This is a genomic window from Paenibacillus sp. GCM10027629 (genome assembly GCF_042676425.1).
In the GTDB taxonomy this organism is placed as follows: Bacteria; Bacillota; Bacilli; order Paenibacillales; family Paenibacillaceae; genus Paenibacillus_K; species Paenibacillus_K terrigena.
Map to the genome: position 1 here is coordinate 113,921 of NZ_JBHTGZ010000022.1, position 12,838 is coordinate 126,758.

The 12,838-nt window shown below is 39.6% G+C and carries 9 protein-coding genes; 2 read left to right on the plus strand and 7 right to left on the minus strand.

Annotation, left to right across the window (positions count from 1 at the left end; all coding sequences use genetic code 11):
* Positions 1–200: 200 nt before the first annotated feature.
* Entirely contained in the window at positions 201–1,697 is a 1,497-nt protein-coding gene (gene yjeM / locus ACFQZR_RS28570; protein WP_379351692.1) for a glutamate/gamma-aminobutyrate family transporter YjeM, read from the minus strand.
* A 343-nt stretch (positions 1,698–2,040) separates the two neighbouring features.
* Here yjeM and ACFQZR_RS28575 point away from each other — a divergent pair, with 343 nt between their 5' ends.
* Positions 2,041–3,846, plus strand: a complete 1,806-nt coding sequence (locus ACFQZR_RS28575; protein ID WP_379351693.1) for a right-handed parallel beta-helix repeat-containing protein — start codon at positions 2,041–2,043, stop codon at positions 3,844–3,846.
* 343 nt (positions 3,847–4,189) lie between these two features.
* On the opposite strand, the gene ACFQZR_RS28580 is transcribed toward ACFQZR_RS28575, so the two are convergent.
* From ACFQZR_RS28580 to ACFQZR_RS28605, 6 genes are all read right to left on the minus strand, one after another.
* Positions 4,190–5,965 (minus strand): aminopeptidase P family protein, encoded by a 1,776-nt coding sequence (locus ACFQZR_RS28580; RefSeq protein WP_379351694.1) that lies wholly within the window; start codon positions 5,963–5,965, stop codon positions 4,190–4,192.
* Complete coding sequence (gene eutH / locus ACFQZR_RS28585; protein WP_379351695.1) at positions 5,949–7,070, minus strand: ethanolamine utilization protein EutH; 1,122 nt, start codon at positions 7,068–7,070, stop codon at positions 5,949–5,951. The genes ACFQZR_RS28580 and eutH overlap by 17 nt, the downstream gene beginning before the upstream one ends.
* A complete protein-coding gene (locus ACFQZR_RS28590) occupies positions 7,063–7,635 on the minus strand; it encodes a helix-turn-helix domain-containing protein (protein ID WP_379351696.1) in 573 nt (190 codons plus the stop codon). The genes eutH and ACFQZR_RS28590 overlap by 8 nt, the downstream gene beginning before the upstream one ends.
* Positions 7,636–7,793: 158 nt before the next feature.
* A complete protein-coding gene (locus ACFQZR_RS28595; RefSeq protein WP_379351697.1) occupies positions 7,794–9,296 on the minus strand; it encodes a leucine-rich repeat domain-containing protein in 1,503 nt (500 codons plus the stop codon).
* A 58-nt stretch (positions 9,297–9,354) separates the two neighbouring features.
* Positions 9,355–10,092, minus strand: coding sequence for a hypothetical protein (locus tag ACFQZR_RS28600; protein WP_379351698.1), 738 nt, complete (start codon positions 10,090–10,092; stop codon positions 9,355–9,357).
* 176 nt (positions 10,093–10,268) lie between these two features.
* Positions 10,269–11,141, minus strand: a complete 873-nt coding sequence (locus ACFQZR_RS28605; protein WP_379351699.1) for a helix-turn-helix transcriptional regulator — start codon at positions 11,139–11,141, stop codon at positions 10,269–10,271.
* A 138-nt stretch (positions 11,142–11,279) separates the two neighbouring features.
* On the opposite strand from ACFQZR_RS28605, the gene ACFQZR_RS28610 reads away from it, so the two are divergent.
* On the plus strand, positions 11,280–12,746 hold the full coding sequence (locus ACFQZR_RS28610; RefSeq protein WP_379351700.1) for a HEAT repeat domain-containing protein: 1,467 nt from the start codon (positions 11,280–11,282) through the stop codon (positions 12,744–12,746).
* Positions 12,747–12,838: the final 92 nt, after the last annotated feature.

A 12,838-nucleotide genomic window follows, 5' to 3' on the forward strand; every position in this document is an offset into this window, starting at 1 on the left:
AAACTATTTTATAAAACTACTAATGTAACGGATCGTGGATCGATATACAGTGAATAGCGCCAGTTGAAAAAACCTGATCCTAGGTGTTTACCGACACATTAGTGGCTCAGATGTTTTCACTGGCGCTTTTATACGTTTTATTTTAGAGGTTCACCCCTTTGAGTACTATGCCCAAATCGAGGTCTAACCTAAATTTTAAGCTAACATATTTTCTTTTTTTCATATTTGCTATACATTAACCATGCAACAATGGAGAAAATAACGGGTCCAGCCACACTCCAAATGGTTGTTTGCATATCCCCTTCTAAAGCTGGCTGTATGATACTAAAGAAATTTGCAAATCCAACGGTTAGAACAACAATCCATGTCCAAATATTTACGCTCAACTTTGTTTTATATACGATAAACGGCTTATTGATTTCAACTTTTTTCTTAAAATACGGGAATGCAAGGGCTATAAATACATACGGTATTGTCATAGCCACGTTAGTCATCGAAACGAGTATGTTGAAGAATGCGGTCATTGTGCTTCCGCCGAAAGCGATTAATGCGATCATTACACTAACTATAGTAGCTTGAATCCACATCGCATGAACAGGCAGCCCATTTTTTGTTTCTCCGATTTTTCCGGGCCACAATTTTTTAGGTGTTCCTTCAATCATCTGCTTTAACGGTGAAAACATTAAGGTAAAGAACGCACCGGAAAGTGCCAGAAACATTGAAAGTCCAATAAATCTTGCAACCCCATGCCCCAGGGCTGTAGCTGTAGCATCACTTGCTCCAAAAGCGGTGCCTAATGAGTAGCCTAAATTGGCCATAACGATATAACTTGCGTTTCCTAGGTTAACATTTGCAATACCCATTACAGATGCCCAGTTTGTGAATATTCCAATTAATAGGATTCCTAATGAATACCCTACAGAAATGATAGCTGCAGATATAAGAATTCCTTTCGGAAACGTTTTTTCCGGATTCTCTGTTACATCCACTAAACCGCCCACTGCTTCAAGTCCGCCATAAGCAAAAAGAGCATATACGATAAACGCTAACGAAGCAATAAGATCTCCTGCATATTTAGGATTTGGTGTTTGCGTAAATGAATGCAATCCTGTAATTGGCTGTGCCAAATGTCCATGATTGCCTACGAGTACTGCTATTGCACCCACCCAAAGAAATACATTCAATAACAAGACCGCAGTACCACCTAAAGAGGTTACTTTCTTGATCTTATCCAGACCCTTTGTTGATGTGTAGGTTACGATAAGAATCCATACAATTCCTAAAACCCCCAAAACCTGAGGTCCTTGAAGATTAAATATAGTCCAGCTTTGTGTTGTATCTTGTCCAAAGATAGCATTTGACACCGGAACCCACATACCAGATGCGACATTAACCATCCAAGTTACATAAGCAAAATACCACATAAACGTTCCTATAAATGCAAATTTGGGACCGATGGATTTTTCCATCCAAGAATAGATCCCACCCTTTTCATCTTTAAAGGCGGAACCATATTCAGCGACCATTAATGCAAAAGGAACAAAGAAGGCTATGGCTGAAAATATGAACCAAGGAATAGCAGCATAACCCATCTTATAAAATGATCTTGGAATGTTGTTGAATCCATAAACAGAAGTAAAAATCATTAATACTAGGGCTACTAAAGTCAATTTTCTGGTTGTGTTTGTGTTTGACACACATTTTCCTCCCCTATATTTACCTTCAACACACAATGTTTACTTAGTATCACCTAAAATGATTTTTATAATTGTTCAAAGAAAACCCGACCAACCGCCGACTGACATCCGGTATGACCATTAGCTAAGTGATAATAAGTAATTCGATAGTACAATGAAATCAATTATAGATAAAAATATATAAATTGTAGACATTATAAAATCGGGATAAATTCTTATTTAATAGTACAATGAAATCAATCGCGGATAAGAATATGTCAATTGTAGACATTGTGGAGTTAAGCTAAGCTCTTATAATAAAAGTAAGCCATTAATTTCATCAGTACTATAGGAGTGATGATGTTTGTCAATTCATCAAGGAAGAGAATTTCATGTATCGATGACGGGAAATGACTGCTGGGAAGGAACATCCTTAGCACCTTTAAGAACCATTTCTGCCGCTGCAATGATGGCACAGCCGGGGGATGTCATCACCGTCCATGAAGGTGTCTATCGGGAAAGAATCAGTCCACCTCGCGGCGGAGAATCGGATTCGTTACGAATTATCTATCAAGCAGCATCGGGTGAGCGAGTTGAAATAAAAGGCTCCGAAATCGTGAAGGATTGGGAAAACGTACACGAAAACGTATGGAAGACAACGATTCCAAACACCATTTTCGGAGCATTCAATCCATACAATGACCTCATCAAAGGGGATTGGTTTCTTCCTAATGAACGGGATCACCATACAGGATCGGTGTATTTGAACGGGGATGGACTAGACGAAGCAGCCAAGCTAGATGATGTCCTCCAAAACGAGGGCAGCGCGCTGTTCTGGTTTGCAAGTGTCGATGAGTCGAATACGATGATCTGGGCGAATTTCAGCAGCGCAAATCCGAATGAGGAGTTCGTCGAAATCAATGTAAGACAAACAGTGTTTTACCCCGAGAAGCCTGGAGTCAATTACATTACCGTCAGAGGGTTTATCATGCGCCATGCGGCAACGCCGTGGGCCCCGCCGACTGCTGAACAGATTGGTTTGGTAGGTACGCACTGGAGCAAAGGGTGGATTATTGAACACAATACCATTAGCCACTCGAGATGCACGGGTATTACACTAGGGAAATATGGCGATGAGTGGGACAATTACGACGGAACAACCGAATCTTACCATAAAACAATCGAACGCGCGTTGGAAAATGGGTGGAACAGTGAGCAGGTTGGTCATCATATCGTTAGAAGTAACACCATTTCCTATTGTGGGATGGCCGGAATTGCCGGCAGTTTAGGGGCTATTAACAGTGTAGTTACCGAAAATTATATACACGATATTCATATCAATTGTACTTTCTCCGGTTATGAGATGGCCGGCATTAAGTTTCATGGCGCGATTGATACCTTGATCAGTAAAAACCATATTCATCGAAGTGTTATGGGCATTTGGTTGGATTGGATGACGCAAGGAACGCACGTAACCGGCAACCTGCTCTATGACAACACGCAGTACGATCTCTTTATCGAAGTGAGCCATGGTCCGTGCATGGTGGATCATAACCTCTTTCTCTCGGGAGGCGCCGCGAATGCTTTATTTAACATGTCGCAGGGTGGCGCTTACGCTCACAATTTATTCTTGGGTACAATTTTATTAAAGCCGGAGCTCAATCGCTTTACGCCATATCTGCATGCGCATTCCACTCGCGTTGCAGGAACACATGATATACCAGGCGGAGACGATCGTTTTTACAACAACATGTTTATTGGGCAGGGAGAGCCGATTGGATTAGACAAATTTGATGAACCCGCATTCCCTGTTTTCTTAGATGGCAATTTGTATCTGAATGGTGCGCAGCCTGCCAATCATGAGATGGCGCCTGTTCAAATAGATGATTTTGACCCTGAAGTCAAGCTCACGGTGGAGAAAGATGGGGTTTATCTTCATTTGAAAGGTCAAGCAAATTGGAAAAACCAAAGAAATCGCAACCTTGTTACAGGGGAGCTTCTTGGTAAAACGCGTATAACGGAGCTGCCTTATGAGGATGTTGATGGAACCCCGATTTGTTTGAACAAGGATTATTTAGGCAAGTCACGGGATGAGTACAATCCTTTCCCTGGTCCATTCGAAATCATCCATGACAGCATGAACGTTATCAAAGTATGGCCAGGTCAATAATAGTTTATTTTTGACACAAAATATTTCTAAAGCTACGGTACCTATTCTACCGAAACCGAGAAATATAAAATTGAACAACCGACAACTGTGTTGCCCGGAGATATTTTTTCACTTGAATTATTAGGTGTAAAACTCTAATTTTTATGGACTGTTTATAAAACCAAATAACCTTCGGTATCGTGGTAATTCACTACCAACTACGATGCCGAGGGTTATTTTATTGCCATTTCAATGTCCGATAAAATCTTGCCTATGCCGGAAGAGTTGGAATTTCTGTTTATTCTATTCTCGGATCGCTGCTTACTTTAAGGCGAAAATATTACTTGTAAACGGTAATTCCTATTTATATTTCCCTAGTTTCTTCCCTTAGCCATACGCTCTCTTCTTCATTTAAATAAGGAGCTAGCTTTGTGTATACCTCTTGATGATAATTGTTTAACCATTGCTTTTCACTCTCTGTTAGCATATCAATCTGGATACCGGCTAAATCAATAGGGCAATACGTGATGGCTTCAAACTTCATAAATTGACCAAACGCTGTTTTCTCGTCTTCTACGACTAACATCATATTTTCAATTCTAATTCCATATTGACCTTCGAGGTATATTCCCGGTTCATTCGTAATAATCATGCCTTTTTCTAATGTAACATGATTATTATTTCTTATGCTTTGTGGTCCTTCATGAACATTCAAGAAAAAACCTACCCCATGTCCTGTCCCGCATTTATAGTCCAAACCATACTGCCAAATGGGTTGTCTTGCTAAAACGTCTAAGTTAGAGCCTGTTACTCCGTATAAATATTTTACTGAGCTTAATGCAATAAATCCTTTTAACACCAAAGTAAAATCTCTTTTTTGTTCATCGGTAAGTTTTCCTAAAACAATCGTTCGTGTAATATCGGTTGTTCCATCATAATATTGTCCGCCTGAATCAATTAAAAAAAGACCTTCATTCTTAAGCGTATATTGCGTTTCTTTATTGGCTTTATAATGCATCATCGCAGCATGTTCTTTATAACCTGCTATCGTATCAAAGCTTGGTCCAACAAATCCTTCCTGTCCCCTTCTGAAATCTTCTAATCTTTCTTCTGCAGTAATCTCTGTAATTTCTTCTTTATCTACACCGTTTTTTAGCCATTTTATAAATTTCACCATGGCTAAACCATCTTTTATTCCACACCATTTTAAATTTTTTATCTCAACTTCATTTTTAATAGCTTTTAAATTAGTCGTGATGTCAGGACTTTCAATTTTCTTTGTATTACTGTTTATGGCATGATATAAACTGATATTTGTTTTATTCGAATCTAAAATAATCGCATCTTCGTTTGTAATATTTTCCAAGAATGTTTGTATTTCATGATTCGCTTTTAACTCGATTCCTTCAGCCTCCAGTTCTGCTTTAACCAAAGAGGGAACCTTGCTAGAATCAATAAATAAATAACATTTATGTTCTGCAACGATAACATTTGCTATTACAACTGGATTGTTAGGCACATCGGCCCCTCTTATATTCAATAGCCATGCAATGTCATCAAGAGAAGTTAAAATATAATAATTTGCTCCTATATTTTTCATTTCTTCTCTTACTTCATTTAATTTTTCTACTCGCGATTTGCCTGCATATTTTACGTCATGAGTAAAAATTGATCCTTTAGGAATCTCCGGTCTATCTTCCCACAGATCACCAATGAAATCTTGATTCATTTTTAATTCGATTCTCTTTGCTTTTAGATCTTTTTCCATCTTTTTAACCATATCCAATGAAAAAACATTTCCATCAAAGCCCACAATGCTTCCTTCATTAAGAACATCTGCTAGCCATTTTGTATAAAAGAGTACCCCAGGATCCATCATTCTAAATAATCTGATTCCTGATCCATCAAGCTGCTTTTCAGCTTGAATATAGTATCTGCCATCTGTCCATAGCCCAGCATCCTCTAATGTAATAACTACAGTACCTGCAGACCCTGTAAATCCTGATATCCATTGTCTAGATTTCCAATGTTCTGCTACATATTCACTCTGATGTGCATCAAAACTGGGAATAATATAAGCATCCATTTGATTTTCTTTCATTAGCTGTCTTAACTTTTCGACTCTATCCCTGATAATCATTACGAATACCTCCATTTTTCTTAAGGCTAAATTCTTTACTTTCACGATCATACAGCCATACGGCTAGTACAATACTAATGATTCCGGCTGTAAGCTTTGATATGATAAACGCTCCTAACATTTCAGGGGCTACTCCTGACACAAAGCCAAGTTGACCACCAAATACAAATGCTCCACTTACTCCAAAGGCAGCACATACCACTTTTCCTTTAGGATTCATTTCCTTATATGTTCCGAATATCAACAGATTACTAGCCAAATTTCCTAGAATCCCCGCTACTGACACGGAATTAATTCCAAATTTCTCCCCTATTTTTTCAAAACTATTTTTAAAAATTCGATTGATAAGCGCTAGCATAGGATATGCTCCACCTAAAACTAATGCGATCTTGCCTACGATAACTGTACATTCAGATAGGGGTGTTAATCCTGAGACAAGCTTTACGCCAAATATCACATCTATACCTTGTAAAAGTAATCCAACAATACTCAAACTCATGATAAGCTTTCCAAAACCATTAAAAACTTTTATAAAAACATGTGGAGCTTTTAATAATCCGGCCCCTAAAATAATGGCAAAAACAAATATAGGTGCCAGATTCCATACTAATATGCCGATATTTATTTTCTGCCATATGCCTGCTGCAAGACATCCTATCGGTATAGTAATAATTCCAACCAGCACACCCTTAGAGAAATATTTTTCATCCTCTTTAGAGAGCATCCCTAACGCGACGGGGATTGAAAAACTAATTGTGGCTCCTAAAGTAGATGCGATGATAATTCCTGAGAATGCCCCCATTTCCTTTGTTATTGCTAGCTTATCAGCGATTTGATATCCCCCCATATCTACAGCTAACAATGCTGCAGGAACGATAGAAGGATCTAAATGAAGCACTCTACAGATTGGAATAATCGCACCAGATAAAAAATTTGTAAATATAGGGGCTAAAGAAATTATTCCTATCATGCCAATCCCTAGAGCCCCCATGGTCTTTATGCCTTCCTCAAATTTCCCACCCAGTTTCAAGTGATTTCCGGTAATATAATCAATAGCTCCGATTACAAAAAAAGAACCGATGAGATATAATATTAATTTATCCATTGTTAACCCGACTATTGTAGATATAATTAGGCGTATTAACAGCGATAAGCTTGACCTTTTTGTTCGTATAATTAGCCCAATTGTGGTCAATATTTGAGTCCATATGAACACTGTCACCAGGATATACTTCATGCCTCGTACCATTTATATAAACGGTTAATATACCCTCTAATACATAAATGAACTCTTCTCCCTCATGCTTATAGGATAATATTTCTTCATCTCTCCTTTGAGGAAGAATTTCTATAAGCCTTGGAACAAGTTGTTTATTTTCCAAATCTGTACTTAAACTATACTTAATAAAACCACCTTCTGCTGAATCCATTATTTCTTGTTCATAACTTCTGAGCACCATATCTTCCCTTTTAAGTGGATGATCAAAAAAGTATGTTAAATGCACTTCCAAAATATCAGCTAGTTTTTCAAGTGAATCAACTGCTATGGTCGTAAGCCCCCTTTCTAATTGAGACAGAAATCCAACAGATAGTTCGCTTTTTTCACTTAACTCTTTCAAAGTAATTCCTTTTTCAGTCCTCAGTTTCTTTATTTCCATCCCTATATTCATTTCTTCACCCTAAATTTCATATTTATGAATAATGTAATATATATAAGAGCAACATTCAATATATAATGAAATAATTTCATTAGTATGAAATTCATTTAAACAATCTGACAAAAAAAGACGCTTGATCTATTAGATCAATGCGCCTAGATTGAATTCTGTTATGCGGTCTTATTTTCGAATATGATGACCATTTTTTTGCTGCCTAAATATTCAACAGAAGTATTAAGTTGCTCCGACACAAAGCGTACAGGAACGAAAGTGCTGTTATTTTTCTGTAGTAAAGGAGCGTCAACCATCACGATTTGCTGGTTTACCTTAACCTGCTTATTCCCCACACGCCAACGAATCGTTTGACCGTCTTTTTGAATCGTTACCTCTTTCGTATTCTGGTTCCAATTCACCTTTGCCCCAAGTTTCTCGGAAATGAAACGAATAGGTACGTAGGTACGGCCTGTCTGAATGAATGGCGCTGCTGTTATATTGTAGATACTGTCGCCCACATAGGCTGTCTTGCTGCCTATCATCAAGCGTTGAGTCTTACGCTGAGACATAATACCATAACGATCCGCATTCAATTTGTTAAATATTTTATAGGTTTTGGTTCCTTGGCTTAAGTCCAAGTAGTTATCGTTCAACTGCAGTCCGTAGCGTTCCGCCCCCGTATCCCAATGAAAGTCATAACTATTATTTTGAATCGGCTCCAGATCCCATACCCGGTTATTGTTCAAATTTAGAATTCTTAGGGATTTCAAATTTCTTAACGGTTCCAAATTCCATACTCGGTTGTTATCCAAGTAGAGGGTATCTAGCTTGTTCAATTGTTTTAACGGGTCTAAATCTTTAATCTCGTTGGAGGATAGATCCAATGTAGACAAGTTAGTTAATTTCGCTAAAGGGGCAAGACTCTCGATGTTATTGTTATTGGCAGAGAGACCTTCGAGATTGTTGAATCCTTCTAGCAGCTTAAGATCAGTAATCTGGTCGCCATCAATCCCCAGATACGTCAGACTTTTGGATAGCTTCCGTAGCGGCGAAAAATCCTTAATCTTATTGTAAGACACATTAAGATATGTCAGCTTCTTCATGTTGCCGAGAGGAGCTATGTCTTCTATCGCATTGTCACTCATTTTCAAATACGCTAATTCTGCAGCTCCAGAGAGACCTTGAACATTCGAAATTTGATTGTGGTCGGCCTCCAACTCGATTAGACGGGGCAACTGTTTCACCACATCCAAGGATGAGACCTGATTCCAGCTTATTTCTAGATATTTCATCTCCTTCAGAGCTGACAATTCCTCAATCGATGAGATTTGATTTGCTTTGAGGCTAAGACTACGGATCTTTGAAAGTTTCTTTAGCGGTGTTAGATCCGTAATCTCATTACGGTCTAAATCGAGTTCCGTGATATTGACGGCATACTCCAATCCTTGCAGATCTTTAATTCCTTTACCCGCTAAAGATACAACGGTGAGAGATTCTAAATCCGCTTTGGTAAGTGGTTCATTGCCTTTTTTACCTAACCACGAATGAATCGCTTGATCGAGATTTCCATCTTTAATAACCGGTTCTTGGCTAAATGCTTCCATCGAAGCTTGTCCTGGAAGGGCCAAACTTAGGACAAAAATAAAAATAAGTAAGCTTACAGCAATACGTTTCTTCATGATGATCATTCCCTCTGATGACTGTATTATGTTTATATTACTTCGAGCTTTTTGATGCTCACTTCTTCTCAATAAACTTTCCCTGTTGAAGATTAAAAATCTTCATCGTGGTCTTTGAGTCTCGCTCTTGCTTGTTGTCCTCTAAGGATGCGTCCACTTCGGTCTGCCAATAGAAAAGTTCCCCATTATCATCATTGAACTGGTAACTACCCATGGCAACATGATATTTACCTTGAAATACAGAGCGGTCTTTAAGAGTACCTTTCCAAGCCTCTGTCCATACTCCAGAATCGTTCATATACATTAGATGAGATTCTCTAACATCGGCATCTGTTCCGCCTGTGCGCGTGACTATATTAAATAAAGGATTCATTCCATCAGCTCGAAAATTCTCAATGTTCCAAGATTCGACATGCCACGGTTTCTCAAAGATTAATTTATATGAACCGTTGGACTGTTTGTCAAAGATGAAGAAATCACCAAGATGTACCCCTCCATCAATTCGCACAAGTACTTCTGGTTCGGAATCCCCATCTACATTCATTTCTTCAAAGGATAGACCATCAAAATAATAGTCCCTCTTTTCATTGCCTTGCTTTCGTATCCAATCTTCAACCATATCCTTTGTAATTCCTGTTTGAATGTTTACCGAATGATCAAGTTTAGTTTCTTTAGGACTCAGCGCTTTACCACTAACGAACAGACCAACAGAATTGCTAGCCACAGCAGTTCCGACAAAGATCGTACACGCCCCCAAAATTGGAAGTAACACTCGCAAACTCCTTTTTACTTTCATTGCCCTCTTCTCCTTCTAGAACGATTATATTATTTAGACGCTTTACGTTAACCTAATGTTTCCTTAATTACATAGGTATTGTCTTGGAATAATTCATTTGGTATCAAGTGGCACTAATCCCGATTCGAGTATTTTATAAGGGGCGGTCTTTTGCCAATTTCTTAGGGGAAACTTCGTCATTGCACTTCGCTGTTCTCTTCTCGGTATTCCCGTGGTGATAGTCCAATTAATTTGCGGAATAGCTTCGAAAAATAATGCAAAGATGAAAAACCATGCTTATCTGCGATCTCAGTAATGCTCAGATTCGTAAATAGGAGGTCGTCCTTCACCCGATTAATTCTGAATTGGGTGACATACTGTGTAGGTGACAATCCAGTTGCCTGTTTGAACAATTCAAAAAAGTAACCACGGCTTATGCGTAGCTCTCTGTAATAGACTTCCAAAGGCTGCAGACTGCCTTGTATCAAGTCCTGATCCAATCGCTCGAGCAACTTGGACATGCGTAGATTAGTGATATGCTCCTCTTTCAGCGCAAATGTGAGGTAAAACTCGATAAACTTCTGGAAATTGCTCTGCACCTTTAAGCTGCGAATGAACGTCCGCTCGTCTGTATATTTATTTTCGATATAAAACTTTTCAAAGTAATCTATCCACAAGCGCAGATTCTCGACATTCATATGCTCGGGTAAAGAAAAGGGGAAAGCTGGTCCGATTAAAGCTGGAACAAGAGTAGATTCATCATAACAAATCCTGCTAGGATCGATGAACTCGAACCGACGATCTATGTATGACCAGTCGAAATAACAGCAGATGTGGACCATCGGATCTTCTTTGTCGGCAACCCAATGATGGGGCTGCCCTGCTGGTATGTACACGAGAGAGCCAACTGTTGCTTCATAAGTACGACCACACGTATGAATGACACCTTTTCCCTCACTGATCAAATAAAGTGAGGAGGCATAACAGATCCGATTGCTGGCAGACTGTCCCATGGAGAATGGATACCTGGTTGCATAGTACACGTAAGGATGTAAGTTGGCGAAATCCATAGACGATCACCACCTTGTTCAAAAATTTAATAATTGATATGACGATTGTATAAATAATTGACGATTTTGCAAATACAAAAATTTCACTGCGTTGTAACATTTAGAAGAAAGTAGATAGATTTCCAAGGAGGTACTACCGTGTTAGAAAGTAACTATTTGTTGACTGATGAGCAAATGATGCAATTTATTACGAAAGGCTATCTTGTACTTCAGAACGATATTCCTCAACAGCTTCATCAGAGCATCATGAACCAAATCAATTACGTTATGCATAATGAGGGTAATCCTGGAAACAATATACTACCTCGTGTTCCGGACATACAGCAACTTTTCGATACACCTACCGTCAAGGGAGCCTTAAGCAGTGTACTAGGTTCTGATTATTACATGCATCCACATCGCCACTGTCATTACAACCAACCGGGAAATGCGACGCCAGGTGGCGGGCAATGGCATAAAGACGGCTATTGGTCTTCCATGCGTAGCCATCGACCTTGGTGGGCGATGATCTTCTATTACACCCACGATATTACCGAAGATTTAGGACCTACTGCAATCATGCCAGGCACCCAATACTACGAAAAATTTCTCGGCGACCGCGGTGAGACACTGCTTCCCACAGGGAAAGCGGGCACTATGGTACTCGTGCATTTCGACTTGTGGCATAAAGCTTCGCTTAATGTATCCGAACTAGATCGTTATATGCTTAAGTTTCAATTTCTCAGATTGAGCGCACCGGAGATTCCGACCTGGAATCATCAGAGCAGTGAGATGATTGTGCCGGAAGGAACGCCAGCAATCCACTTGAATTTATGGCAAGACGTATGGGATTGGCTTCGCGGAGAACAATCGGCAAAGCAAGCTGGCACAATAAGTGAAGAGCGATTGTTGGCATTACGGCAAGAGCTTGAGGCAGAGGAGGAAATCACCTCTTTGAATGCAGCCTATGAGCTTGGACAACTTGGTACACAAGGGATCGAGGAGCTGATCGGGCAAATCATTAACGGATCGAACCTGACAGCAGTACGGGCTGCATATGGATTGCAAGGTGCTGGCATCGAGGCAATTCCCGAGCTTCTTCGTGTTATGAAGCATGAGGATGAGAAGCGCAGGGCGTTGGCGATCTTTGTACTCGGGATGATCGGATCATCCGAGGGTGAAGTGGTATCCTCACTTATCGCAAGCTTACAGGATGAGAGCGAATGGGTTCGTCGAAATGCCGTTGAATCATTAGGTATGATCAAGCATACTGGTGAACAGGCAGTTTCGGCATTAGCAAATGTATTGATAGATTCTCTAAAATGCGAAACTAACGATGCTTCACAAGTGAATAAGACGGTGAATTACGCATCATCTCAGACCTACATTACCAATCAAATCGGATATACGGCAGCGCTCTCCCTGCTTCGCATAGGTAAATCAGGCTATGTACAAGAAGTTGTCCGTTCCTTGGAGCAAGCGCTTTACAGCAATGACCGTTACGTCAGAGCTTATGCAGCGGAAGCACTTACCCATCTGCGAACGGAAGAAGCAGTTGATATCTTGATCCGTTTTTATCGCTCATCCCGCTGGTGTCCGGATACGAGTAAAGTCAGTACCTTCTAAAGTTTCCCCTTGCTAACGATAAGCTCTTTTACGCAAAACGTGCCTCAGAAGCGATTCTGGAGGCACGTTTTTATATTATTATTTTCTTATAT

What these genes read in the sequence shown, in the direction of transcription:
- ACFQZR_RS28580 (WP_379351694.1), bottom strand. Translation starts at nt 5,965, where the DNA reads ATGATTATCAGGGATAGAGTCGAAAAGTTAAGACAGCTAATGAAAGAA.
- eutH (WP_379351695.1), bottom strand. Translation starts at nt 7,070, where the DNA reads ATGGATAAATTAATATTATATCTCATCGGTTCTTTTTTTGTAATCGGA.
- ACFQZR_RS28590 (WP_379351696.1), bottom strand. Translation starts at nt 7,635, where the DNA reads ATGAATATAGGGATGGAAATAAAGAAACTGAGGACTGAAAAAGGAATT.
- ACFQZR_RS28595 (WP_379351697.1), bottom strand. Translation starts at nt 9,296, where the DNA reads ATGAAGAAACGTATTGCTGTAAGCTTACTTATTTTTATTTTTGTCCTA.
- ACFQZR_RS28600 (WP_379351698.1), bottom strand. Translation starts at nt 10,092, where the DNA reads ATGAAAGTAAAAAGGAGTTTGCGAGTGTTACTTCCAATTTTGGGGGCG.
- ACFQZR_RS28605 (WP_379351699.1), bottom strand. Translation starts at nt 11,141, where the DNA reads ATGGATTTCGCCAACTTACATCCTTACGTGTACTATGCAACCAGGTAT.